The organism is Halanaerocella petrolearia (assembly GCF_054657875.1).
The window spans coordinates 641,557-668,156 of sequence record NZ_BAAHXW010000002.1; the positions used below are offsets into that span (position 1 = coordinate 641,557).

Annotated in this window: 26 protein-coding genes; 24 read left to right on the top strand and 2 right to left on the bottom strand. The window is 33.0% G+C overall.

The window, feature by feature from the left end:
• Positions 1–26: 26 nt before the first annotated feature.
• Positions 27–2,372 carry a glycoside hydrolase family 3 N-terminal domain-containing protein gene (locus ACYQ39_RS10390; RefSeq protein WP_459842784.1) on the top strand — a complete coding sequence of 782 codons (2,346 nt, stop codon included), beginning with the start codon at positions 27–29 and terminating at the stop codon, positions 2,370–2,372.
• Between the two features lie 128 nt (positions 2,373–2,500).
• The gene (locus ACYQ39_RS10395) at positions 2,501–3,529 is read left to right on the top strand and encodes an aldose epimerase family protein (RefSeq protein WP_459842786.1); all 1,029 of its coding nucleotides are present in this window, start codon (positions 2,501–2,503) and stop codon (positions 3,527–3,529) included.
• Positions 3,530–3,631: 102 nt separating this feature from the next.
• Here the strand turns inward: ACYQ39_RS10395 and ACYQ39_RS10400 are convergent, their stop codons facing one another.
• Positions 3,632–4,009 (bottom strand): DUF3231 family protein, encoded by a 378-nt coding sequence (locus ACYQ39_RS10400; protein WP_459844343.1) that lies wholly within the window; start codon positions 4,007–4,009, stop codon positions 3,632–3,634.
• 315 nt (positions 4,010–4,324) lie between these two features.
• Here ACYQ39_RS10400 and ACYQ39_RS10405 point away from each other — a divergent pair, with 315 nt between their 5' ends.
• The 16 genes from ACYQ39_RS10405 (at position 4,325) to ACYQ39_RS10480 (ending at position 20,139) form a co-directional block, all read left to right on the top strand.
• Positions 4,325–4,531: a heavy-metal-associated domain-containing protein gene (locus tag ACYQ39_RS10405; protein ID WP_459842788.1), complete on the top strand. Its 207-nt coding sequence runs from the start codon at positions 4,325–4,327 to the stop codon at positions 4,529–4,531.
• Positions 4,532–4,661: 130 nt separating this feature from the next.
• Complete coding sequence (locus tag ACYQ39_RS10410) at positions 4,662–4,934, top strand: metal-sensitive transcriptional regulator (protein WP_459842790.1); 273 nt, start codon at positions 4,662–4,664, stop codon at positions 4,932–4,934.
• Positions 4,935–5,003: 69 nt separating this feature from the next.
• Positions 5,004–5,804 carry a Cof-type HAD-IIB family hydrolase gene (locus tag ACYQ39_RS10415; RefSeq protein WP_459842792.1) on the top strand — a complete coding sequence of 267 codons (801 nt, stop codon included), beginning with the start codon at positions 5,004–5,006 and terminating at the stop codon, positions 5,802–5,804.
• A 22-nt stretch (positions 5,805–5,826) separates the two neighbouring features.
• Positions 5,827–6,849, top strand: a complete 1,023-nt coding sequence (add, locus tag ACYQ39_RS10420) for an adenosine deaminase (RefSeq protein ID WP_459842794.1) — start codon at positions 5,827–5,829, stop codon at positions 6,847–6,849.
• Positions 6,850–6,859: 10 nt separating this feature from the next.
• A complete protein-coding gene (locus ACYQ39_RS10425) occupies positions 6,860–7,873 on the top strand; it encodes an alpha-hydroxy-acid oxidizing protein (RefSeq protein ID WP_459842796.1) in 1,014 nt (337 codons plus the stop codon).
• 102 nt (positions 7,874–7,975) lie between these two features.
• Entirely contained in the window at positions 7,976–9,016 is a 1,041-nt protein-coding gene (locus tag ACYQ39_RS10430; RefSeq protein WP_459842798.1) for a nicotinate phosphoribosyltransferase, read from the top strand.
• 115 nt (positions 9,017–9,131) lie between these two features.
• Positions 9,132–9,842, top strand: coding sequence for a YesL family protein (locus ACYQ39_RS10435; protein WP_459842800.1), 711 nt, complete (start codon positions 9,132–9,134; stop codon positions 9,840–9,842).
• A 45-nt stretch (positions 9,843–9,887) separates the two neighbouring features.
• Complete coding sequence (locus ACYQ39_RS10440) at positions 9,888–10,859, top strand: ROK family protein (protein WP_459842802.1); 972 nt, start codon at positions 9,888–9,890, stop codon at positions 10,857–10,859.
• Between the two features lie 52 nt (positions 10,860–10,911).
• Positions 10,912–11,232 carry a PTS lactose/cellobiose transporter subunit IIA gene (locus tag ACYQ39_RS10445; RefSeq protein ID WP_459842804.1) on the top strand — a complete coding sequence of 107 codons (321 nt, stop codon included), beginning with the start codon at positions 10,912–10,914 and terminating at the stop codon, positions 11,230–11,232.
• Between the two features lie 85 nt (positions 11,233–11,317).
• On the top strand, positions 11,318–12,247 hold the full coding sequence (gene hprK, locus ACYQ39_RS10450; protein ID WP_459842806.1) for an HPr(Ser) kinase/phosphatase: 930 nt from the start codon (positions 11,318–11,320) through the stop codon (positions 12,245–12,247).
• 15 nt (positions 12,248–12,262) lie between these two features.
• Complete coding sequence (locus ACYQ39_RS10455) at positions 12,263–12,730, top strand: HutP family protein (protein WP_459842808.1); 468 nt, start codon at positions 12,263–12,265, stop codon at positions 12,728–12,730.
• A 70-nt stretch (positions 12,731–12,800) separates the two neighbouring features.
• Positions 12,801–13,202 (top strand): MATE family efflux transporter, encoded by a 402-nt coding sequence (locus tag ACYQ39_RS10460; RefSeq protein WP_459842810.1) that lies wholly within the window; start codon positions 12,801–12,803, stop codon positions 13,200–13,202.
• A gap of 497 nt (positions 13,203–13,699) precedes the next feature.
• Positions 13,700–16,096: an alpha amylase N-terminal ig-like domain-containing protein gene (locus tag ACYQ39_RS10465; RefSeq protein WP_459842812.1), complete on the top strand. Its 2,397-nt coding sequence runs from the start codon at positions 13,700–13,702 to the stop codon at positions 16,094–16,096.
• Between the two features lie 121 nt (positions 16,097–16,217).
• Positions 16,218–18,665, top strand: a complete 2,448-nt coding sequence (locus ACYQ39_RS10470) for an alpha-amylase family glycosyl hydrolase (protein ID WP_459842814.1) — start codon at positions 16,218–16,220, stop codon at positions 18,663–18,665.
• A gap of 178 nt (positions 18,666–18,843) precedes the next feature.
• Complete coding sequence (locus ACYQ39_RS10475; RefSeq protein ID WP_459842816.1) at positions 18,844–19,722, top strand: glucodextranase DOMON-like domain-containing protein; 879 nt, start codon at positions 18,844–18,846, stop codon at positions 19,720–19,722.
• 96 nt (positions 19,723–19,818) lie between these two features.
• On the top strand, positions 19,819–20,139 hold the full coding sequence (locus tag ACYQ39_RS10480; RefSeq protein WP_459842818.1) for a carbohydrate-binding protein: 321 nt from the start codon (positions 19,819–19,821) through the stop codon (positions 20,137–20,139).
• A 208-nt stretch (positions 20,140–20,347) separates the two neighbouring features.
• Here the strand turns inward: ACYQ39_RS10480 and ACYQ39_RS10485 are convergent, their stop codons facing one another.
• Positions 20,348–20,620 (bottom strand): hypothetical protein, encoded by a 273-nt coding sequence (locus tag ACYQ39_RS10485; protein ID WP_459842820.1) that lies wholly within the window; start codon positions 20,618–20,620, stop codon positions 20,348–20,350.
• Positions 20,621–20,830: 210 nt separating this feature from the next.
• Here ACYQ39_RS10485 and ACYQ39_RS10490 point away from each other — a divergent pair, with 210 nt between their 5' ends.
• The 6 genes from ACYQ39_RS10490 (at position 20,831) to whiA (ending at position 26,590) form a co-directional block, all read left to right on the top strand.
• Entirely contained in the window at positions 20,831–21,745 is a 915-nt protein-coding gene (locus tag ACYQ39_RS10490) for a hypothetical protein (RefSeq protein WP_459842822.1), read from the top strand.
• A 4-nt stretch (positions 21,746–21,749) separates the two neighbouring features.
• Positions 21,750–22,499, top strand: coding sequence for a phosphatase (locus ACYQ39_RS10495; protein ID WP_459842824.1), 750 nt, complete (start codon positions 21,750–21,752; stop codon positions 22,497–22,499).
• A 101-nt stretch (positions 22,500–22,600) separates the two neighbouring features.
• Positions 22,601–23,338, top strand: a complete 738-nt coding sequence (locus ACYQ39_RS10500; RefSeq protein WP_459842826.1) for a PHP domain-containing protein — start codon at positions 22,601–22,603, stop codon at positions 23,336–23,338.
• A 92-nt stretch (positions 23,339–23,430) separates the two neighbouring features.
• The gene (gene rapZ, locus ACYQ39_RS10505; protein WP_459842828.1) at positions 23,431–24,294 is read left to right on the top strand and encodes an RNase adapter RapZ; all 864 of its coding nucleotides are present in this window, start codon (positions 23,431–23,433) and stop codon (positions 24,292–24,294) included.
• 12 nt (positions 24,295–24,306) lie between these two features.
• The gene (locus ACYQ39_RS10510) at positions 24,307–25,596 is read left to right on the top strand and encodes a gluconeogenesis factor YvcK family protein (RefSeq protein WP_459842830.1); all 1,290 of its coding nucleotides are present in this window, start codon (positions 24,307–24,309) and stop codon (positions 25,594–25,596) included.
• Between the two features lie 61 nt (positions 25,597–25,657).
• A complete protein-coding gene (gene whiA, locus ACYQ39_RS10515; RefSeq protein ID WP_459842832.1) occupies positions 25,658–26,590 on the top strand; it encodes a DNA-binding protein WhiA in 933 nt (310 codons plus the stop codon).
• The last annotated feature ends 10 nt before the right edge of the window (positions 26,591–26,600 follow it).

Here is a 26,600-nt window from a genome sequence, read left to right on the forward strand (position 1 = left end):
TTTTATTAAAAGTTAGGAGGATAATAATGGAGAATATTACAGCTAAGGTTGATGGTTTATTGTCAAAAATGACTTTAGAAGAGAAAGTAGCTCAATTAGGGTCAGTTGGCCCTGAAAAGATATTAGAAAATGGGGAGTTTTCCAAAGAAAAGGCAGATCAAGTACTTACTAATGGTATAGGTCAAATTACTAGAGTAGCTGGTGCAAGTGGTTTAGAGCCTAAAAAGGCAGCTAAAGTAGTTAAAGAAATTCAAGATTATTTACAAGAAAATACTAGATTAGGTATTCCAGCTATTATTCATGAAGAGTGTCTTAGTGGCTATATGGGAAAAGGAGGTACTACTTATCCTCAATCAATTGGCTTAGCAAGTAGCTGGTCGCCTGAATTAATCGAAAAAATTACAGGAGAAATTAGACAACAGTTGAAGGCTATAGGATCGCATCTTGCTTTATCTCCTGTAGCAGATGTAGCAAGAGATATAAGATGGGGTCGAATTGAAGAGACTTTTGGTGAGGATCAATATCTTGTAGCTAATATGGTAACTGCTTATGCTCAAGGCCTACATGGTTCAGATATCAAAGATGGAATTTATGCTACGTTAAAACACTTTGTCGGCCATGCTGTTCCTGAAGGTGGTAGAAATCATGCTCCTGTTAACCTTTCACAGCGAACATTGCGTGAAAATCATCTTTTTCCTTTTAAAGCAGCTATTAAAGAGGCAAATATAAGTTCAGTAATGAATGCTTATCATGATCTTGATGGAGTTCCTTGTGCTGCTTCAAAGAAATTATTGACTGATATTTTACGTGGTGAATTAGGATTTGAAGGAGTTGTAGTATCTGATTATTGGAGCATAGATATGCTTTATATGGATCATCATGTAGCAGTTGATAAGCAGGAGGCAGGAATTAAAGCTCTAAAAGCTGGTTTAGATATTGAGTTGCCTGAAGTTAACTGTTATGGATCAGAACTAGTAGTAGCGGTTAGAGATGGATTATTATCAGAAACTGTTATTGATCAAGCAGTTAAAAGACATTTGAAACTAAAGTTTAGAATGGGTATTTTTACAGAAAGTAAAACAATTATGCCTGAAAAAGTTGATAATGTATTTGAGACTGAAGAACAACGAGAATTAGCTCGAGAAGCTGCTCGTAAATCAATGGTATTGTTAAAAAATAATAATGATTTATTACCTTTAGATGATGATATAGAGAAGATTGCAGTAGTTGGCCCTAGTGGAGATAGTACTCGTAATTTATTAGGTGATTATGCTTATAGTGCTCATGTAGGAAGTGAAGAAGAGAAGATTGAGATAGTAAGTATTCTAGAAGGGATTAAGAATAGAGTTTCTGATAATACAGAAATCAATTATGTTGCTGGTTGTGACATAATGGGAACTTCTAAAGAAAATTTTGCTAAAGCAGTTGAAATAGTTGATGAAGCTGATATTGCTGTTGTAGCAGTTGGAGGAAAGTCAGGTTTATCTGGCATGGGAGAAGATGATGTTACAGATGAAGAAGGAGTTGTAGATTTCTCTGATGGAGGATTTAATGCCTCTTTACAAGGTAATACTGATACTACAGGGGAGCATCATGATCGGACTAACCTACAACTACCAGGAGTGCAAAAACAATTAGTGCAGGCTATTTCTGAAACTGATACTCCAGTAGTTGGTATTTTAGTTAATGGAAGACCATTGGCTATAAATTGGATGTATCATAATCTCCCTGCTATTTTAGAAACTTGGTTACCAGGAGAAGAAGGAGGTAATGCGGTAGCTGATATTTTATTTGGAAATTATAGTCCTAGTGGTAAACTCCCAGTATCTATTCCTAAAAATGTGGGCCAACTTCCGATAAATTATAACCGAAAGTGTATGTCTGCTAATAGAGGTTATGTATTTGTTGATAATGAACCATTATTTCCATTTGGTTATGGGTTAAGTTATACAACTTTTGTATATCGAGATATAGATATAGATGTTTCTACAGAGAGTCTAAACCATAATTCCAAAGTTGAAATTAGATTCAAAGTACAGAATACTGGAACAACTACAGCCGATGAAATAGCTCAGCTTTATATTAGCGATAAGGTTGCCAGTTTAACTAGACCAGTTAAAGAGTTAAAAGGATTTAAACGAGTTACTTTAAAACCAAAAGAAGAAAAGGAATTAAAGTTTATATTATCAGTTGACCAGTTGGCTTTTTATGATGAAGATATGAATTTAACTGTAGAGCCTGGTGAGTTTGAAGTAATGATTGGAAGTTCTTCTGATGATATTAGATTAAAAGGAGAATTCGAGTTGACAGGTCGGCCTAAAGAAGTTGTTAGTGAGCAGAATTATTTTTCTAAAGTAGAGATATTAAATTAAGTAGTACTATATCAAATTTAGAGAACTCTCTTTTTTCTCTATATACTAAAGTCGTTTTAGAAAGGAGAGAGTTCTACTTTTTATTGAAGTAATTGAAGATTAAGAGTAATGATATAGGAGGGGAATAGATGAAGGTAAAAAGGGAGAACTTTGGTAACTTAAAGAGTGGTAAAGAGGTAACCAAGTATCTGTTAAGTAATGAGAGCTTGCAAGTGAATATACTTAACTATGGAGGAATTATTACAGAAATATATACTCCAGACCAAGATGGAAATAAGGAAAATATAGTCTTAGGTTTTGATAATATTAAAGATTATGAAGAGAGATCTCCTTACTTTGGTGCTATTATAGGACGCCATGCTGGTAGGATAGAAGGAGCAGAATTTACTATTAATGACCAGACATATAAGTTGGCCCAAAATGAAAATGCAAATAATTTACATGGCGGCCCAATGGGACTTGATAAAAAGATCTGGGATGTTACAGAAATAGAAGATGGAATAGAGTTAAGCTATTTTAGTCCTCATTTAGAAGGAGGTTTTCCAGCTAATGTAGAATTCACAGTTAGATATTTACTAGAGGGGAATAAATTAATAGTAGAATATAAAGCTAAACCGGATCGGGAAACTATTATTAATTTAACTAATCATACTTACTTTAACTTATCAGGTAGTAGTAAAACTGACATTCTAGATCATCAGTTGATGATAGACTCTGAAAGATTTGTAGCTCTTGATGAAGAATCAATTCCTACAGGAGAAATCAGAGAAGTTGAAGATACTCCTTTTGATTTTAGAAAACTTAAAGAGATTGGTAAAGATATAGAGCTAGATTATAAACAGCTTAAATTTACAGATGGTTTTGATCATCCCTTTGTTTTAGAAGATAATAAAGACAGTATAGTTCTTAAAGAAAAAGAAACTGGTAGAGCAGTTAGTATTTCAACTGATCAACCAGTTGTAGTATTTTATGCTGGCAACCAGCTTGGAGATGAAGGACGATTAAGTAATGGAGTAGAGTCTCAAAAAAGATTAGGAGTCTGTTTAGAAACTCAAGATTACCCTAATGCCATAAATCTAGCTGATTTTCCTACTAAAATATATACGTCTGATCACTCATATACAGCAAGAACAAAGTATAAATTTTATCTAGATTAATTGAATAAAGAGATATGTTAAATTGAAACCATCTTCAATCCTTCTTTACTATTATTATTTATAGAAGGATAGTTTGAAGATGGTTGAATAGTAAAACTGAATTTAGTTTCTATAAGAGGGTGGGCCAATAACCCACTCTTTAAATTTTCCGTATTCAAAAAATTTATCATAAACCTTGATTTCATCTAGTAAAAAATTTTTAAACTGCTCCCTTAATTTAGGAGATGAAATTTGAATAAATGCTTGCATATGCACAGTTAAGAACTGTTGAATCCCAGTAAATATCTGTCTGAAGACATATTCATCTGTAATAATTTCAATATTCAATCCAGTTTTAGAATTAGCAGGTGGTTTTTTAGGTAGTGCAACTCCATAATGTTTCAACCAATCTTCTAATATTTCTATCTGTTCTTCAATAAGATCTAGTCCTATTTTTATTACTTGTTTTAAATCTGTATCGCGACAAAAACTATTAAGAATTTTTGTCTGGTGCTTAACATTATATCTTGAGACTAGGTCATTCTAGAGATGCCCTACTTCAATTACATTAATTTCAGTCTGCTCTTCTTTAGTAGATTTTCCTATATCCATAATCTTTTCAATAGTAGCCATAATTTCACTCATAGTAGATATCCCCTCTTAAAACTCTTTTACATTTATTTTATCACTAAATATACTTTTATTATTCAGTTATTTATGTTTATTTTAAATCTAGAGTAGTGAGTAATTGATATAATAAAAATCATAAGTTAGAACATATTAGAGCATAATAGTAACAATATGGGAGGGATGTAAGTGAAGAAAGCGACTTTTGAAGTCAACGGCATGTCTTGTGGAAATTGTAAGCAAACTATTAAATCAGCTGTGACAAAGCTAGAAGGAGTAGAGGAGGCTACAGTTGATTTAGAATCAGAACAAGTAACAGTTAAGTTTGATAAATCAAAGGTAGAACTAAGTGCTATTAAAGATGAAGTTAGAGCAGCAGGTTATGAAGTTTCTTAATAGTTGTCCACTTCTTTTTTAGAAGTGGTTTTTTATTTTCTTCTATTTGTTGTATAATAGTAAAGAGTAGCTAGTTGGTGGACTTTATATCAATAATATTTTACTAAAAATAAAAAAAGAGGTGATTTTAATGGCTTCTTATGAAACAGAAAAAGAAAATTTAGTCAATCGATTAAGTAGAATTGAAGGGCAAGTACGTGGTCTACAGCGGATGGTTGAAGAAGATAAGTATTGTGTTGATATTTTAACACAGATTGCAGCAGTAAAAGGTGCTTTAAATAAGGTAGGTATGGCCGTGTTAGAAGAACATACTCATGGTTGTGTTCAAGAAGCAGTAGCCAATGATAATGGCGATGAGATTATTAATGAATTAATGGATGTAATTAATAAGTTTACTAAATAGAGGAGTCGATAAAATAGACTCTTTCTTCATTTATAAATAACTTAAGTTATATAATAGGAGGAATAGATTATGGACTATAAATTACTAGCAATTGATTTAGATGATACATTATTAGGTCAAGATCTACAGATTGCAGAACAGACTAAAAAGTTAATTAGACAGGCTAGAGAAAAAGGAGTCAAGGTAGTAGTTGCTACAGGTAGAATGTATAGTTCAGCTTTACCTTATCTTAAAGAATTAAATCTCAAAGGAGCAGCAATCACTTATAATGGAGCTTTAATTAAAGAAACTAGTTCAGATGAGATAGTATATCATAAACCTGTGCCATTGAAGTTGGCTTATCAGATAGTTGATTATGTCAAGCAGAATGATCTTCATTTAAATCTGTATATAGATGATTTATTATATGTTAATAAGCTAGGATTTGGTGCTGATTACTATGAGAAGATTTCAGGCATAAAACCTATTTTAATTAATCAAGATTTAGATGAATTTTTAGACCAACCATCTACTAAGTTATTAATTGTAGAAGAAGATTTAGATAAAGTAGACCAAACCTTAACAGACTTGCAAGATAAGTTAGGTTCTGACTTACATATTACAGCTTCTAAAGATCATTTTGTAGAGATTATGAATCAGCAGGTATCTAAAGCAGATGCTTTATCCCAGCTAGCTGATGAATTAGATATAAACTCTGATCAAATATTAGCTATTGGAGATAGTTATAATGATTTAGAAATGATTGAGTATGCTGGTTTAGGAGTGGCAGTCGATAATGCTCGTGATCAACTAAAAGAGGTAGCTGATCATATTACTTCATCTAATGATGAAGGTGGAGTAGCTGAGGCTATTGAGAAGTTTATATTATAAAAAGCAAACAAAGGAGTAAAAGATGAAAGAGATAATTAAAGCATTACCTAAGACAGAGTTACATTTGCATTTAGATGGTTCTTTAAGACCTGAGACAGTATTAGATTTAGCTAAGAAAGAAGGAATCAAGTTACCTGCTACTAATAATAGAGAGTTACAACAGTATTTAAAAGTAAGTGATGATTGTAATAGTTTAAATGAATATTTAACAAAGTTTGAGTTACCTCAAAAAGTTATGCAAAACGAAAGAGCCTTAACTAGGATTGCTTATGAATTGGCTGAAGATGCAGTTCAAGATAATGTTAGATATGTAGAAGTTAGATTTGCTCCTCTACTATTAACAGATAATCTAACTAAAGAGCAAGTTATCGAATCAATATTAGCTGGTTTAGATAAAGCAGAGAATGATTATAAGATACAGGCTAATTTAATTCTTTGTTGTATGAGAAATCATACACCAGCTGAAAATGTTAAAGTTGCCCAGTTAGCTGTTGATTATTTAGATAGAGGAGTAGTAGGTCTAGATTTAGCTGGAGACGAAGCTAATTTTCCTCCTGAAGATCATAAAGAAGCCTTTCAATTGGCTAAAGAGGCAGGTCTACATCGGACTGTACATGCTGGGGAGGCGGCAGGAGCTGATAGTGTAAGAAAAGCTATTAACTTTTTAGATGCTGAAAGGATTGGCCATGGTGTTAGGTCTAAAGAAGACTTAAGTATTTTAAATCTTTTAAAAGATGAAATAATTTCTTTAGAAATCTGTCCTACTAGTAATCTACAGACAGGAATAGTCAGTAATATTAAAGAACATCCAGTTGCAGAATATTATGATTTAGGAATTCCAGTTACAATTAATACTGATAACCGAACAGTTTCAGACTTGACTTTAAGTAAGGAGTATTTAAATCTATATAACAATTTCTTTTTTGATTTAGCAGATATAAAAGAATTAATTTTAAATGGAGTTAGAGCAGCTTTTATTTCTAAGGATGAAAAAGAGAGGTTGATAGATGAGTTTAAAGCTGAGTTTGCGAAGATTACTAAATAGGAGGGTTAAAATGGAGTTAGAAGAGGTATATGAAATAGCAAGAAACAAGATGGAAGGGTACTGTCGAGTCTGTCCAGAATGTAATGGGCAAGCTTGTGCAGGAGAAGTACCAGGCATGGGAGGTGCTGGAACAGGTGCATCATTCCAGACTAATGTTAAGGCTTGGCAGAATTATAAGTTGAATCTACGTACTCTACATCAGGCTACAGCTCCTGACCTAAGTACTAATATTTTAGGAGAAGAATTAACTACTCCTATTCTGAAAGCACCAGTAACAGGTACAACTTATAATATGGGTGGTGAATTATCAGAGGAGGAATATGCTAAACTAGTTGTAGAGGCTAGTAAGGAATTTGGTACTATTGCTATGACTGGTGATGGAGCTGATCCTACAATGTATAATTCAGGATTAAAAGCAATAGAAGAGTCAGCTGGTTATGGAATTCCAATTATTAAACCTAGAATGCAGGATGAGATCATTAAGCGTATTAAAGAGGCTGAAAAAGTTGGGGCCAAAGCAGTAGGAGTTGATATTGATGGTGCTGGATTGATTACTATGGGACTGAAAGGTCAACCTGTAGAAGCTAAGAGTAAAGAAAAATTACAGGAGTTAGTAGCTAGTACTGATCTGCCAGTTATTTTGAAAGGAATTATGACTCCTGATGAAGCTAAGTTGGCCCAAGAAGTAGGTGCAGCGGCTATTGTAGTATCTAATCATGGAGGAAGAGTTTTAGATACTACTCCTGGAACAGCTGAAGTATTACCAGAGATTGCATCATCTGTAGAAGATGATCTTACTGTCTTGGTTGATGGAGGAATTAGAGCAGGAGTTGATATATTGAAAGCATTGGCTTTGGGTGCTGATGGAGTATTAGTGGCTCGTCCATTGATTATTGCAGCTTTTGGCGGTGGTAAAGAAGGTTTTGAGTTATTATTAGATAAGTTAACAACAGAATTAAAGAAGGCTATGATTTTAACTGGGTGTAGTAGTATTGATGAGATTAGTCAAGATATTTTATACTAATCAAGCAGGATAATTTTAATTAATTCAGAATCTAATAGTTAAGCTTATTAATATAAAGAATTAAATATTGCAGAATATAATATTAAGGAAGGAAGGTTAAAGATGAGCAATGAAGAATTAGAAAATTTAGAAGATGTAAAAAAAATCAATCCAAAAGAAGACAGAAAGATTTATTCCGCTACTCCTAAGGAGATAGAACAAGGTGTTACTACTGATATCTATTTTATTAAAACAAGAGAAATTTTAGAAGAATTAGGTCATGATGATACTAAGGTAGTAGCTGAGGTTTTTGCTAGTAGTTCTGGGGTAGTAGCTGGTATTGATGAAGCACTAAATTTATTAGAGACTAAAGATGTTAAAGTTTGGTCATTAGAAGAGGGGGCAGAAATAGAGCCAAAAGAGGTAGTAATGCGAATTGAAGGAGCCTATAATGACTTTGGTATCTTTGAAACAGCTATTTTAGGTACATTAGCAAATTCTAGTGGCTGGGCTACAGCAGCAAAAGAGTGTAAAGATGCTGCAGGAGATAAACCAATGCTATGTTTTGGAGCCCGACATGTCCATCCTTCAGTAGCACCAGTAATGGAAAGAGCTGCTTTACTTGGTGGAGCAGACGGAGCTAGTTGTATTTTAGGGGCCAAATTAGCAGGAGAAGAACCATCTGGAACTGTTCCCCATGCGCTGATCTTAACCGTAGGAGATACATTAGAAGTGGCTCAATCCTATCATGAATTGATGCCTAAAGAAGAGCCTAGAACTATTCTAGTAGATACATTTCAGGATGAAGCAGTAGAGAGCTTACGATTAGCAGAAGAGCTAAAGGACGATTTAGATGGAATTAGGTTAGATACTGCGTCAGAGCGAGGGGGGGTTACACCAGGCTTAATTAAAGAAGTGAGGGCTAGATTGGATCAAGCAGGATATGAAGATGTTAATATTTTTGTTTCTGGAGGTTTAACTCCGGAACGGATTAGAAAGATAAATGATTTAGGAGTAGCTGGCTTTGGTGTAGGTAGTTATATTTCTTCTGCTAATGCTATTAATATGACCATGGATCTAAAGGAGATAGCTGGTAAACCAGTTGCTAAGCGAGGCAGAATTCCTGGAGTAACTAATAATCCACGTTTAGAACGTAGAATTTAGGCTAAAACTTGAAAAAACTTGCAGGATATAAATGTTTCTATAGAGAAGTATAAAATTAGCAATTGCTTAATAAAAATACAACTTAGTTTAGGCAATAGTTAGGAAAGGTGAGATTATGACCACTTGGAGCCTAATTAAGAAAAATTATAAAGAAATATATAAACATATCTTCCCAGTTTTACTGACTAGTTTTACTTGGTTTCCTACAGCTGGACTTTTAATTATAGCTAGTATTATAGGTTTTGAAGCTAAGTTTTTCTTACCTGTTTTGTTAGCTTTAGTATTTGTTGGACCAGCTACTGCTGGTGGGTTCTATGTTACAAATAAAGTTGTTAATTATGAACAGGTAAAAATTAGAGATTTTTTTGTAGGGGCCAAAAGATACTTCTTACCTGCTATGGGAGTTAATTTCTTATTAACCTTAGCTGTATTTGTCATTAGTGTTGATTTTCATTACTTTCTAAATTCAAATTATAAGATTTTAAATCTAACTAGTGCAGTTTGGATTTATATTTTTATCTTTCTATCAATGTTATCGCTATATATCTTTCCATTATTGATAGAGTTTGATCGTCTTGATAAAGAATACTCTTTTTTTGATTTGTTTAAATATTCATTCCTTTTTACTATGAATGAAGTTAAGTATACACTGATTATATTTTTAACTATAGTTATGTTTGCTATTATCAGTGGAGGAATAGTTGTTGGACTACCTACTCTATTTATGGGAGGGATAAGTTTAATGGCCAATAATACCACTGTTAACCTATTGGTTAAATATGGAATCAAAGAAGAGATGCAGGGACCAAATGATTTTTCCTATTAAAAATTAATGCTTACAATTTAATATAAAATTAGAGGAGGCCTAATTATGAAGAAGGAATATGTAATTGGGATTGATTTAGGTGGAACAAAAATTTTGACAGCTGTGGCTGATTTAAAAGGAAATATTGTAGCTGAAGTGAAACAAGCAACAGAAGCAGCCAAAGGAAAAGATGTAGTAATTGCTAAGCTAAAGGATACAATTACACAAGTCTTGGAAAAAGCAGAAGTAGATATAAATCAGGTAGAGGCAATAGGTTTAGGATCTCCTGGTCCACTTAATATTGAAGAAGGAATTATTTATCATACTCCTAATTTAGATTTGGATAATGTTAATATTGTTGAGGAGTTAAGTGATTTAAAACCTCCTGTTTTTTTAGAGAATGATGCTAATGCTGCTGCTTTAGGAGAGAAATATTTTGGTGCTGGACAGGATGTGCAGGATTTAATTTATGTGACTGTCAGTACTGGAATTGGTGGTGGTGTTATTATTGATGGTCAAGTTTATCATGGGGCAAATGATGGTGCTGGAGAGATTGGACATTTAACACTATTGCCATTTAGTGATCGTCAGTGTGGTTGTGGCAATTATGGATGTTGGGAAGCTGTAGCTTCTGGAACTGCTTTAAGTAGATTAGGTCGTGAGGCTCTAGAATCAGGTCAAGAAACTCTAATAGCTGACTTAGTAGATAACTCTACTGAAGTTGATGGTGCTGTTATTGCTCAAGCAGCTAAAGAAAAAGATCAAGTAGCCTGTGAAATTATGGAGCGGATTGCAGAATACTTAGGTATTGGTTTTGCTAGCTTAATTAATATCTTTAATCCAGAAAAGATTGTAGTAGGTGGTGGAGTCTCTCAATCTTGGGATCTTATAAAGAATAAAGTAGTCTCTACTGTTGAAGATAGAGGAATGGAAGTTCTAGTTGATGATGTGGAATTGGTTACCTCTCAATTAAGTTCTAAAATAGGAGTTGTAGGAGCTATTGCTACTGCTCTAGTAGGTATTGATGAATTAAGTTAAAATCAGGAATTTTTAATTTCCTGTAATATAAATTAAATAGGAGGGATAAATTATGCCTAATAGCGTCAATTTAAGTAAGGTAGCTTTTCAAATTACTCTTCATGGTGGTAATGCTAAGGATTTGGCTCATGATGCATTAACAGCTGCTAAGAAAGGGAATTATGACGAGGCTGAAGAATTGTTAGAAGAGGCAAGAGAAGAGTATAAGGAAGGACATGAAGTTCAGTCTGGAGCAATGAAGAAAGATGATAAAGAAGATAAAGTTTATACTAACATGTTATTGGCTCATGCTATGGATCATTTAATGTCTGCTAAGTCTGAGATGGTATTAATTGAGGAATTAATTGAATTACACCAGAAGGTAGAGGAATAAATTAAAGTGAGCAGGAAGTTTTACAATCTTAATTTAACTTCCTGTTAATTACATAAAACTTTAATCTAGAAGTTGGAGTGAAATTATGGAAAAAATATCTGTGCAAGATGTTATTTCAGAATTTAAATTAGAAAATTTAAATCAGGTAGATATTGATCAAGATGTAACAGTTAGTGATATTAAACGACCAGGATTAGAATTAGCAGGTTTCTTTGATTATTTTACTCCAGAACGAGTACAGATTTTAGGTAGAACTGAAGTTTCTTTTTTAGAGGAACTACCTAAAGAGTTATTAGTAGAACGATTAACTAAATTTGTTAGTTATGATATTCCCTGTATTGTAATTACTCGAGGTATGCACCCACCACAGAAACTAATTGATTTAGCTACTAAAGCTAATATTCCAGTCTTAAGTAGTGACTACTCTACTACTAGTTTCGTAAGCCGTTTAACTCAATTTTTAGAAGAGAAGTTTGCTCCTGAAGTTACAAAACATGGAGTCTTAGTTGAAGTCTATGGTGTAGGAGTATTTATTAAAGGAACTAGTGGTATTGGTAAGAGTGAAAGTGCTTTAGATTTAGTAAAGCGAGGACACCGATTAGTTGCTGATGATGCTGTAGTAATGAGACGGATTATGAGAAATAGATTGATTGGATCCTCTCCTAATCTTTCCAAACATTATATGGAATTAAGAGGTCTAGGGATTATTAATGTAAAGACTCTCTTTGGTGCAGGAGCTATCAGAGAAGAGCAAGATATAGATTTAGTAGTTGAATTAGAGCAATGGAATGAAAAAGAAAATTATGATCGTTTAGGTTTAGAGGATGAGGTAGAGGAAATTTTAGATGTTACAGTACCTAAAGTTACTATTCCAGTCCGACCAGGTAGAAACCTAGCAATGGTTATGGAAGTAGCTGCTATGAATTTTAGGTTGAAGAGTATGGGTTATAATGCAGCGGAAGAGTTTACAAATAATCTTAATCAGGCTTTGCAGAAGAAAGATAATCTATTATAAATGGGGTGAAGTAGTGTGGAATTAAGTGGTTTTAGTGCAGAAGATTTCGTTACAATTGAAGATGAAAGAGCTTTAGGAAAGATGGCTACTATGTTGGCCATGGTAGAAGATGGAGCCGATGATAAGTTGGTAAAAACTTTCATTGATGAAGGATATAAGGCAGTTATTACTAGAGCAGGAGGTAAAGGTGAAGAATTAAAGAATAAGGTGTTACGTAATGCTTTAGGAGCTGCTGTTAAAGGTAATGTTATTGGTGATGATGTTCAGAATCGTAGAGTTCTGACTCGTTGCGTGGAACGTGCTTTAACTGGTTTGAATGGGCCAATGAGTAGCATTTCTGGTGCTGGAATTAAGATAGGTATTGTTAAGCATGATGTCCATTTAGCAGTAGCAATTCATGGTAAGATTGGAATTCCTGGCTTAGAAGTTGATCATGAGATTTCTGGTTTAGGTGTTCACTATTATGGTCTAAAAGATAATTAAGAATAATAGGGTGTTGTATAGAGCAGATATTATATCTGCTCTATTTTTATTATGAGAGAGAAGGGTTACTATGAGAAATAAGCAAGAATTGAAATCTGAAATTATAGGAGCTAACAATCAACATTTAGCTAGTAAAGTAGCTAATCAATCTTTACTAGTAGGACTTATATTAGGAAGTTTAGTTTTTGGAATAGCTTTCTTTCTAGCTCCATTTCTACTGCAGTTATTAGGTGCTAAAAAAGAGGTGATAGAGTTAGGAGTAGGTTATTTAAAGATAGTTTTTGGTTCTATAATTGCTAGTGGAGTAATGATTATTGGTAATTGGTTATTTATTTTTGGCCTGGGAATATTACCTACTTTAGGTTTAACTGGAGCTGCTTGGGCTACCTTTGTAGCTAGAGGTATAGGAGTTCCTTTAGCTTTAGAGCGATTTGCTTTTAAGGGAGGGCAATTAATTATTCTAAAGCTTTGAATATGATCTTAGGAGGTACCTTTCGTGGAGCTGGCGATACTAAGTTTCCTATGTATTTAACTTTTATTGGTGTTTATAGAAAAAATAATTTTTTTAAAGGACTTTTTTATTAAGTATATAATAGTTAATATAAGAGATATAATTTATAGAACAGTATAATTTTATAATTTATTATAATGCAAACGATTGCACATTGCACAATGATTTCTGAATATGAAAAGAGAAATATTTCATACATAAGTATATAAGAATATAAGAATACCCATTTAGACCCTTTCTGTATCTAGTCTAAATGGGTATTTTTCATTTAATAGGTTTAAGATATTATTATTGATTAGTAGCTGATTAGATCCCCCTTAACAATTTAAAAGGAAGGATTCTAGTCGGGATCCTTCCTATAAATGAATTACAAACTAGTCAGATTTATTTTAGAATACTAAATTAAAAGCAGATAAGTATTAAATTTTATTTAAAAATAAAATTTGGAGGTGTAGCTAATGAGGAAAGGGTTAACTTTAGTAACACTATTATTAGTACTTATAGCAGCAACTCAAGTTTTTGCAGCTCCACCAGGAAAAGTTGAGGTAACTTTTACTTATAAGCCAGTAATTGCAGTAGATGGTGTCAATTTAGCTGGTAACTTTAATGGTTGGAGTCCAACTAAGACTAAGATGACTGATAAAGATGGTGATGGAACTTATGTAAAAACTCTTTTTTTAGAGCCAGGTAAGTACCAGTATAAGTTTGTGCTTAATGGTGAGACATGGAAGAAACCACCGGAAGCAGATGATTATGTAGATGATGGTCAAGGTGGAAAAAATGGTGTAATCTATGTTAAAGCAGGTGGTGCCTTAGCTAAGAAATCTAGGCAAGGAGATAATAAAATAGTAACCAAAGCTTTATATCATAATAAAACAAATAAAAGTTATGTCAATCCTATGGCTAAAAATAAAATTTCAATTGTCTTCCAGGCTAAAGAGAATGATCTAGAAGAAATTATTTTACATTACAACGATGGGCAACAGAATGAGATAAAAATGAATAAGTTTTTAACTAGTCAGAACTTTGATTATTATCGCACAACTATCAGAGTTAAAGAGACTAACTTTGATTATAGCTTTGAAGTTAGAGATGGTACTAAGACAGTCTGGTATGATGCTAATGGTGTAGTTAAAACTAGTAAGAATAAGACTAAGTCAAAAAAACAAGATAGAAATTTATTTAGTTGGTTGAGGAATGATGATGCAGAAGAAATAACAGATGAAGTTACAAGACCAGATGTAAAGCCAGTAAGTTATAATTTAGCCAGCAAAGAAGTTTTTGATACACCTGCTTGGGTAAAGGATGCAGTTTTTTATCAGATCTTCCCTGATCGATTCTATAATGGGAACCCAAATAATGATCCAGAGAAGATAGAGGTTTATAAAGATGTAGAGGTTAGACATGACGCTTTAATTCCTGACTGGGATCAAGGAGTACCTGCAAGTAATGGCTCTGTATTAACTGATGAAAGTCAGTTATCTGATAATAATAATGCTATTAAGCCTAAGGTTGGACTTCATGTCTTCTATGGTGGCGATTTACAAGGTGTAGAAGAGAAGATTTCTTATCTTAAAAAGTTAGGTATTAATACTATCTATTTTAATCCTGTCTTTGAATCAACATCTAATCATAAGTATAATACAGCAGGCTATGAGTTAATTGATGATAATTTAGCTATTAAAGATGATTTTGATGTTTCTAATGAATATATGGTTAAGTTAATTAAGAAGTTACATGATAATGGAATTAGAGTTATCTTTGATGCTGTATATAATCATGTTGGATATGAACACTGGGCTTTTCAAGATGTGGTCAAGAATGGTAAAGATTCTGAGTATGCTGATTGGTTCTATATTAATAGCTACCCAGTAAAGCCACTTTATAAGCAGAGTGAAAGTAATCCACCTAATTATGAGGCCTGGTGGGGCTTTGGTTCACTACCTAAATTAAATGTTAATAACCAGGAAGTTAAAGATTATCTTTATCAAGTAACTAAGAAGTGGATGGATCCAAATGGTGATGGAGATCCTAGTGATGGTGTTGATGGTTGGCGTTTAGATGTAGCTAATGAAGTAAAGGATAGAAACCCAGAGTTTTGGGCCAACTGGAGAGACTATGTTAAAGGTATTAACTCTGATGCTTACATCACAGGTGAAATCTGGAATGATGCTTCTGATTACCTAGAAGGTAATGAATTTGATGCAGTAATGAACTATCGTTTCCGTGAAGCTGTAATTGGATTTATTGGTAGAGGAGAGATGACTGCTGATAAATTCGCTTCTAAGTTAGGTCAAGTTCAGTTTGATTATCCTCGTCAAGCCAACTATGTATTGCAGAATCTAATTGGCAGTCATGATACAAAGCGTTACCTAACAGTAATTAATGATAATAAAGACCGAATGAGATTGACTTCTTTCTTACAAATGACTTATGTAGGTGCACCAATGATCTATTATGGTGATGAAGTGGGTATGAAAGGTGGCGAAGACCCAGATGATAGACGAACTATGGTCTGGAAAGATCGTGGATATACTAAGCCAGATAAGAAGTTATTCAACCATTATCAGAAGTTGATTGATATTAGAAAAGAAGAACCAGCTCTACGGCGTGGAAATATAGAAAGAATTGATCTTGATAATAAGATGGTTTATGCCTTTAAACGGAGTTATAAAGGTGAAGAGTTATTAGTCTTCATTAATGCTGGAAATAGTAAAGTAAATCTTGAAGTTCCAGTTGATGTAGCTAGTGGTAGTTACCAAGAACTATATAGTGGAGATGAAGTTAAAGTTGAAACTGGTAAGTTACAGTTAAAGCTTGATCAGGTAGATGGAGCAATAGTTAAGTTGAAATAGTTGGGGAATCATTTTTAGCAGTGGTCTAGGTAGGTATTTTTTTGTTTCAGGAGGTGATAAGGTAATATATATTAATTAATAATGATCTTTAACAGAATCAAATTAAAAGGGAGGAGAAATTATGTTTACTAGACGAAATAAAATAACTGTTACGCTTTTAATTACTTTGCTTATTACAATGTCAGCTTTTACTTATGCTCAGGCTGAAAAGAAATATGAGACTGTTGTTCTACGAGGTAGTTTAGCCCCTTTAGATTGGTCATCAAATAATAACCCTCTTACTTATAATCAGTCTACAGGTACCTGGCAGAGTCAACCTATCTCTTTAAAAGGAGGGGAGACTTTACAGTTTAAGTATGTCTATAATGGAAATTGGATGCCTGGTAATAACTTAAAGTTTACTCCAGCACGTGATGGTAAATATGTATTTACTTTTTATCCTAAGCAAGAGAGAAAAGTAGATGTTCAGTTAGTCAGTAATTATCAAGGTAAGGCTATTTTAGAAGTTACTGTTCCAGATGAAACACCAGACTGGGCAACTTTAACTTTAGGTACTAATCTAAATGATTTTAACTATAAACTTACTAAGTTAAAGCAGAAAGATAAACAGGTCTGGACTATTGAACTAACTGGTAAACCAGGTAAGAAGATAACTTATCGTTATGCTCTAGGTGATAAACGATATACAGAAAGGAAGGCTGATCCACGTCAGGCAGCTTTTACAAAAGAAGATAAAGTCTATCAGGATCAGATTACAGCTTGGGAGAGTATTCCTGTTGCTAAGAATGTAAGCCATAGTTTTAATCACCAACCGTCTATTCCAGATAATAAAGATCAGGTCAAGATTAAGGCTACAGTCAAACATTATGGTAATGTAGATACAGGTGCAATCTATTATACAACTGATGGTTCTGCTCCTGCAGGAAAGAGAGGTAAGATTCAGAATGGGCAAGTTATCTCTCTAGAGGTGAAGTCTTCTACAACTAATAAGAAAGGTGTTACTACTTCAGTATTAACAGGTAAAATTCCGGCCCAGAAGAATCAGACTCCTGTTAAGTATAAGATTGATGTCTGGGATAAAGAAGGTCAAGGTTCACAGTTTGCTGATACTAATAGTCGTACTGCAGCTAAAGCAACTGAATTTGCTTACTATGTTGATGACTATCAGACTCCACAGTGGGCCAAAGATGCAATTATATATCAGGTTTTTGTAGATCGGTTTAGAGATGGAAATAAGGATAACAATGAACCAGGTGTAGCTAAGCTACCTCATGACCAACAGCTAAAGAAATGGATGGGTGGAGACTTAGCTGGATTAAAAGAGAAATTAGACTATATTGCTGACCTTGGTGTCAACGCTATCTGGATTTCTCCAGTCTATAAAGGCCCTTATTCTCATGGTTACCATCCAGCTGATTTTAAGCAGATAGATCCACACTTTGGTAATGCTAAGTTAATGAAAGAGATTGTTAAGAAAGCTCATGAAAAAGATATTAAGGTTATCTATGATTTTGTAGCTAACCATAGTTCAAATCGACATCCTTTCTTCCAAGATGCACTAGAGAAAGGAAAGCAGAGTAAATATTATGATTGGTATAGCTTTACTGATTGGCCTAACAAATATGAAACTTTCTATGACATTAAAGAATTACCAGAGTTTAATAATGATAATTACCAAGCCAGAAATTATATGCTAAATGAAGTTGTTCCTTACTGGTTAAATGAGCTTGGTGTAGATGGTTTCCGGCTTGATTATGCTAAAGGGCCAAGCTATAGTTTCTGGGTAGACTTCCGTAATAAAGTTAAGCAGTTAGATTCAGAGGCTTATATCTTTGGTGAAATTTGGGATAATCGACAAAAGATTGATAGCTATGAAGGTGAGTTAGATGGAGCTATTGGCTTTGGTATGCATGGTGCTTTTAATAAGACCTTTGCTCAAGATAAATCAATGAGAGAGTTAACTGCTACAGTAGAGAAGAATTTAGCAGCTTTTGATGATCAATATATAATTAACTCCTTCCTTGATAGCCATGATATGCCACGATTCTTGTTTGAGGCTGGAGGAGATGTTAAGAAACTTAAGTTAGCAGCTGCAGCCCAATTTACTCTACCAGGTACACCAATTATTTATTATGGTGATGAAGTTGGTCTATCACAGAGTGGAGATCATAATGCAGTTTCTGAATGGAAAGATCGATACTATAGAGAGCCAATGCCTTGGAATAAAGCAGACCAGAATTTAGATGTTAAGGATCACTACAAAGAATTAATCAAGTTACGCAAACAAGAGGTAGCTTTAAGAAGAGGAAGTTATAAAACGCTTTATACAAGTCAGGATATCTTACTCTTTAAGCGTAGTTATGAAGATCAGGAGATTGTAGTAGCAATCAATAAAGGATCTAATAGTGAAGCCTTCTCTTTACATCAGTTATTAGGTGAAGTAGCTGACTTAGATGATTCAGCAGTAGAGTTACTGACAGATAAAGAGTTACAAAATGATAAAGAAGGAGAATTGATTCTACCAGTTGCTCCAGAATCAGTAGGAGTTTATAAAGTATCTATAGACTAATACTAGTCTGAAGGTGCCTCAGTTGAGGCACCTTTTTTATTTTATACTATATAGTTTTAAATATTACTGGTTTGGTAATAACTAAGTATTAAGTCTAGTTTTAAGTTTTAAAAATACATACTCACTTATTTTTTGTCATAGATATAAGCAAGAGAAATTATACAAAGGAGCGATTTTAATGATTAAAAGAATAAGTGAAATTCTATTGATTAGTATTATCATAGTAATGTTATTAGCTCCTTTTGTTCAAGCTGAAGAAAAGAGTATTTTTGAGTTAAATGATCCAGTTGGTGATGATTTTGGCCCTGGTAGTTATACCTATCCAACGAGTAAACAATTTACTCCCTTTGAAGGTTTATTTGATTTGACTAATTTTAAAGTGGAAGAAACAGGAGATAATTATAAGTTTCTTTTTAAGTTTGTAGAGATAACTAATCCTTGGCATGCTAAATATGATTTTAGCCATCAGTTGATTCAAGTCTATATCGATAATCAAGATGGAGGGAGTTTAGAAACCTTTAAACCAGGAGCCAATATTCAGTTTGAACAGCGACATCCTTGGAATAAGTTGATTAAATTAACTGGTTGGTCTGTAGAAGTTTATTCTTCACAAGATGATCCTAAAAAGGAGAATAGGTTAACTAAAGCCCAAGTAGAACTAGAGGATGAGACGATTAAATTAATTATTCCTAAAGAAAAATTGGGTTCATTAAAAGAAGCCCATTATTATGTCTTAATAGGTGCTTTAGATGGCTTTGGTTATGATAATTATCGACCAGTAGTTGAGGAAGCAGAAGGTTGGAAGTTTGGTGGAGGAACAGATACAGATTTAAACCCTAATGTATTAGATACTGTAACTCCAGAAGGAATGAATCAGAAAGAAGTGTTAGGTAGTTTTGATCTAGAGGAAGGTAAAGTGGCTACTTTACGAGCAGTTGGCCCTGATTTGAGCTTACCTGTCAAGTTTATGATTATTGTTGGTTTTATTATTGTCTTAATTCTAACTATTTTAGGAGCTACTGTAAAATTTATTGCCAATAAAGTTGAAGAAGTTTAAAGTTAAAGATTGGATTTAGGTACTACTTATAAAATAATGCAGTTAGGATAAACTAGATTTAGAATTGACTATAATTTTATTTAGGGAGGTAGGATTATGACAGGAAATGGAGTATATGTTGACCCTACTCCTATTACTACAGGTCAGAGAGTAACAGTTAATTATGAAGGGTTACTTGCTGAATCAGGAGCAGATCAGGTATATTTACATGCTGGTGTAGGCTATGGTGATAATTGGCAAGATGTAACAGACATTAAAATGCGTCCAGAATCTGATGGTACTTGGACAGCACAATTGAGAATTAATAGTGCTGACCGTTTTAACTTCTGCTTTAAAGATTCTGCTGAAAATTGGGATAATAATAGTGGTCATAATTGGAGTTATGAAATTCACAATGGAGATCTATATACTAGTTAATAAAATAGTAACCTTCGGTTCAATTGAACCGAAGGTTTTTCATTTGAAAAAGGTATTTTAATTTTTACATATAATATTGTATTTACAGTATGAGTATATCAGGCTAATAAAAACTAATTCTAATGGGTAAGTATTAAAGAGATACCTATTTGAGATTTAAAGTATTAAAGAATAATTAGGGAACGGAAGTTTCCGTTCCCTAATTGACTTATTTTTTATCATGGTGGAGTACTTCTATACTAGGAGTAATTTCATCGCTTGCATCCATAGCATAATCTTGTCTCTGCTTTTTAATTTTTTCTCCTTGGAGAACTTCTATAGTCTCCTTTTCAGTAGGACTAAGTTCATCACTTGCTTCCATGTCCAATTCATAATCTTGGGTTTCAGCTGGTTCAGCTTCTAGCCCTTCTTCATTTCTAAGCCAGTAAAAATAAAAGATGAGCACGCCTAATAGGGCAATACTAGCTGATATCCAAAGCATAATTAAGGTCCACCTCTTTTTGGTTTAGTTTAGTTTTAATATGTTTAAGTTTAGTTTTAGATATTCAGTTTGAATAAAAATATTATAATGATAAATTATAAATAAATAGTAGTTCAGGAAAATTGTTAATGGTTTTTATATTCATTTTTAGCAGGAGATTAAGGTTAATTATGGAAATAATAAGATAGAAATTTAAATAAGGAGGAGAATATGCTAGTTAAATTAGGTTTAGCTATAGTAATTACTTTATTATTTTATCTATATCGTAAAGTAAACTTTAGGTGGCAAGTATTTTTACATCCTATTTTATTAACTCCATTAGTAGGTCTATTTTTTGGTTGGGGTGGATTTACTACTGGACTTATTGTAGGAGCTTTAGTTGAATTATTATGGGGAAGTAACTTAGTTGATTATGAATCAGGATTGAAATATCCTTTATTAGTTAGTTTATTAACTATAGTATTAATGCATTTAACCCAGAATATTAGTTTATACTTTAATTTAGGTTTGGTAGTTATTTTAACCTATAGTTTTCAGGAGAGTTTAGATTTTCTACAAGATAAAAAGTATTTTATTGGATTGGTATTTTTATTTAATTTAATTGTATTAAGTAGTGCTTCTTTAATTAAGCTAATGTTAGGTTGGATTCCAGCTCAATTTATAGATAGTTTACAGATTAGTGGTGGGTTACTTCCGACAGTAGGGTTGGCTTTGTTTTTAGTGCAGAGTTTTAAACCAATCTTTAAGCGAGATAATATTTGGTATTATGGTTATAGTATAGCTACTTTAGTTACAGCTATATTTGTTTTTAATAGGTATTATTATGGCTTATTATTTTTCCCTACAATTTGGTATACTGTTTATTATTTATGGCATCAGATTCGAGAATTAAAGTTTAAAAAATATCTTAAATATTCAATAGCAATATTAGCTTTAATATTAGCACCTAAGATTATAGAAATAGGTAGTTTTTTAGTTACAGGGCCAATCAGTTATATTCTGTGGGTTGATGTTTTATTAGGAGTCTTTGCTATTTTACGTTTCTTTAAATTAACAGTAATTGAAAGTTACTTTATTATTATGGCATTAGGAATTGCAGGTTCTCAATTCGGTATTTTGAGGTGATAATATGAAATTAGTTGCTGATTTACATACACATACTATTGCTAGTGGACATGCCTATTGTACCATTCAAGAATTAGCTGCTAAAGCAGAAGAAAAAGGGATTAAGATGATAGGAATGACAGATCACGGGCCAATTATGCCTGGTGGAGCTCATCCTTACCATTTTGCTAACTTAAAAGTACTACCAGATAAGATAAATGAGATAAGAGTTTTAAAAGGGATTGAAGCTAATGTAACAGATATTCACGGTACTTTAGATTTAGCTGCTAAAGAATTAGCTAAGTTAGATATTGTATTGGTTGGTTTTCATAATGATGCTGGTTATAACCCTAGAAGTAAAGAAGAAAATACAGAAACTATGTTAAATGCTATCTGTAATCCGCTAGTAGATATTGTAGTTCATCCTGGTAACCCAGCGTATGAAGTTGAAATTGGAGAGATAGTTGCAACTGCTAGAGAGAATGATACTTTGTTAGAAATCAATAATAGCTCTTATCATAGTCGTCCTGGTAGTAAGGAGTACTGTATCAAAATTGCTGATAAAGCAAAAGAGGCAGGAGTTAAAGTAGTTCTGGGAACAGATACTCATTATGCTGATCAAATAGGAGAGTTTCCTAAAGCAATAGAGATTATAAAAAAGGCTGGGCTAGAAGAAGAAGATATTCTCAATACTTCACTAGAAAGAGTAAGAGAATTTGTAAGAGAGAAGAAGAAGGTTAAGCAGCAAGCGCTAGAACAATCAATTGAGAACTGATATAAAGTGTCAGTAATCAGTGAATTTATTACGGAAAGTCTATCAGAACTTGTAGGTGAGTGTGACTGACACTTTATTTAAAATAAAGGGTGACATAATAGATGAAAATAGTTGCTGACTATCATACACATACTCAGTATAGTCATGGTCAAGGAACTATTCGGGAGAATATAGAGGCTGCAATTGAGCAAGGCTTAGAGGAGATAGCAATTGCTGATCACGGACCGGCCAGTCAAAGTATAACTAGATTAGGTGTAAAGGATGCTCTTACTTTATTAGAGATAAAACAAGAGGTAGAAAAGTATGATAATTTATATCCTGAGATCAAAGTCTTGGCAGCTACTGAAGCCAATATCATAACTTTAAATGGTCAGTTGGATGTACCTGAGTTTATCCTAAAGGAATTAGATAAAGTATTAGTTGGATTTCATTTAATGATACGTCCAGCTAATTGGCAGAGTTGTTTAGGTATTATTTTTAATAATTTAGTTTTAGAAAGATTAGGGATCAATAAAAAGGAGATTAGAAGGCGCAATACAGAATTATTAATTAGAGTAATGAATAACTATAATATTAATATTATTACTCATCCTGGCTATCAAATTAATATTAATACTGAATTATTGGCAAAAGAGGCAGCTAAGCAAGAAGTAGCTTTGGAGATTAATGATAAACATCTACCAAGTCAAAAGTATATTAAGCTGGCTGCAAAAGAAGGTGTTAAATTCAGTTTAGGTAGCGATGCTCATAAGCCAGAGCGAGTAGGAGATATAGAAGGTGCTTTAGCTGTTGCTAAGAAGGCAGGGTTGACTGCTGATAGGATTATTAATGTTGAGTAGTGAGTGTGAGTGTAAGTAAGGGTTTAATATATTAAACCCTTACTTTATAAAGCTTTTGCTTAACTGTAAACTAATAAGGTGAGGTGGATATAGTGACAAGAAAAGTCGATTTTATTATAGTAACTGGAATGTCAGGAGCAGGTAAATCAGAAGCTATTAATGTATTAGAGGATTTAGGTTATTTCTGTGTAGATAATCTACCTCCGGCTCTAATCTCTAAATTTGCTGAGTTATGTAAACACTCTAGTGATAAGGTTAAACAGGCTGCTTTAGTAATTGATATTAGAGGAAGAGACTTTTTTGATAGTCTATCTGAAGAACTGGCTAAGTTAGAAGAAGCAGGGTTTAATTATCGGATTCTCTTTTTAGAAGCGGCTACTGATGCTTTAATCAATCGTTTCAAGAAGACAAGAAGACGCCATCCATTGGCTCCAGAAGGAAGGATTTCAGAAGCAATTGATTTAGAAAGAAATAAGTTAGAAGAGATTAGAGGCGCATCTGACAAGATAATTGATACTACTGAGTTGAATCCAAAAGAATTAAAGAAGGAGATTGAAGGTAGTTTTGTAGAGAATACAAAGAAGGATCAGATTACTCTATCTATATTATCCTTTGGTTTTAAATATGGAGTTCCTTTAGATGCTGATCTAATGTTTGATGTTAGGTTCTTACCTAACCCTCATTATGTTGATTCGTTACGACCACTAACTGGAGAAGATAAAAAAGTACAAGATTATGTACTTAAATGGCCAATTACTCAACAGTTTAAAGATAAACTCTTCGATTTGATTAAATTTTTATTACCTCAGTATATCAAGGAAGGGAAGACACATTTAACTATAGCTATTGGCTGTACGGGGGGTAAACATCGATCAGTTACTTTAGCTGAAAAATTATATAAGGAGTTTGAAAATGAGTATAATATGTTGATAAAACATCGTGATTCTGATAAGTAGGGAGTTGGTTTGGTGAAGAAACTAAAGTGGTTCTATCCAGGAATGTATTTTAAAAGATGGTTAGCTTTAGTAGGACTAGGTATTTTATTAGTTAGTGTTGGTGTAGCAATTTTAATTGGTTTTGAATCATTAAGTTTAATTGAAAGTATGTTAATTGAGTTTGTATATTTGCTAACAGGAGAATTTACTCCTATTATTAATAAAGTATTAGGTGTCATGATTATTTTAGTCGGTTTATATTGTGTAGCATTAGGAATTCGGAGGACAATTAAGTCAGTGTATGAGGTTGTGTTACCTGAACAAAATGCAGAGTTAGTAGATCTATTCTTCCAAAAGAGATATCTAAAGAAAGGACCTAAGATTGTAGTAGTTGGTGGCGGAACAGGTCTATCGACACTATTACGAGGTTTAAAAAAGTATACTACTAATATAACAGCTTTAGTAACAGTAGCTGATGATGGAGGTAGTTCAGGTATGTTAAGAGATGAATTAGGTGTTTTACCTCCTGGAGATATCAGAAACTGTTTAGTAGCTTTGGCTGATACAGAGCCATTAATGGAGAAATTATTTCAATATCGTTTTAATAAAGGTACAGATTTAAAGGGACATAGCTTTGGTAACTTATTTATTGCTACTATGTCAGAAATACTAGGTGATTTTGAAGAGGGAGTTAAAGCTTCTAGTGATGTATTGGCTATTAGAGGTCAAGTCTTGCCAGCTACTTTAGAAGATGTTACTTTATCAGCTCAGCTAAAAGATGGTACAGTAATAGAAGGTGAGTCTCAGATTCCTGAAGCTAAAGGGAAGATTGAACAAGTCTTTATTAATCCTATTGATAGTGATCCATTACCAGAGGCTGTAGAAGCAATTCAGGATGCAGATGCAATTATTTTAGGACCAGGTAGTTTATATACTAGTGTATTGCCTAATTTATTGGTTAAGAAGTTGAGTGAAACAATTAAAGATAGTCAAGCTTTAACTACCTATGTCTGTAATGTAATGACTCAACCAGGTGAGACAGATAACTATACAGCTAGTGATCATGTCCAAGCTATTTATGACCATATAGATTCAGAGATTATGGATTATGTATTAGTGAATAATGAAGAGATTGAGTCAGATTTGATAGAAAAATATGCTGAAGAAGGTTCAGAACCAGTAGAAGTTGATTTAGATAAATTAAAGGAACAAGGATTAGAAGTTGTTCAAGAGGGAATGATTAATCAATCAGACTTAGTACGGCATAATCCAGATAAATTAGCAAAAGTAATTATGGATTTAGTTGTTAGGAAAATGGAATAGTAAATAATAATTTTAACTGTAAACTGTTAACGGTAAACTATAAAAGCTAGGTGATAAGAATATGTCATTTACAGATGAAGTTAAGCATGAAGTAGTCAGAAAAGATAATTCTAACCAATGTTGTCATTTAGCAGAATTAGCTGCTTTAATTAAGTCAGAAGGTAGTTTAAAGATAATTAATCAGAAGTTGGCCCTTAAATTAGTTAGTCAGCAGGCTGTGGTAGCTCGTAAATTGTATAAATTATTACAAGAACAATTTAAATTTATCACAGAAATTATAGTTAGAAAGAAGATGTATTTAGATAAGGGTAATTATTATATCATTAAGGTTGCTCCCCAGCCTGGAGTTAAAGAGTTATTAGTTGATTGTGGTTTGATAGATGACCTATACTCTTTAAATTATAAAATAAAAGATAAGTTTATTGAAGATTCCTGTTGTAAGAAATCATATTTGAAAGGATTATTTTTAGCAACAGGTTCTATTACTCATCCTGAAAAAGAATACCATCTAGAGTTTAGTATTGAATATGAAGAGTACGCCGAGGAGTTAAGTAAATTATTTAAAAGTTTTGAAATAAATATTAAATTAAGAGAGCGGAATGGTGTTTATCTACTATATCTTAAGAAGTCAGATGATATAATTAAAGTATTAAATTTAATAGGTGCTCATTCAGCTTTATTAAAGTTCGAAAATACTAGAGTACATAAAGAAGTTCGTAATCAAGTTAATAGGTTGGTAAATTGCGAAACAGCCAATCTAAATAAGACTGTATCTGCTGCTCAAAGACAATTAGAGACTATTGAATTGATAGATAGATTGAAAGGATTAGATAAGTTATCTTCTAGTTTACAAGAGGTAGCCCAGTTAAGACGAGAAAATCCTTATGCCAGTCTGAAAGAGTTAGGGGAAAAGTTGAATATAACTAAATCAGGTGTCAACCATAGATTTCGTAGATTAAGAAAGATTGCAAAAGAGTTACCAGTTGATATTTAAGAAAAAAGTA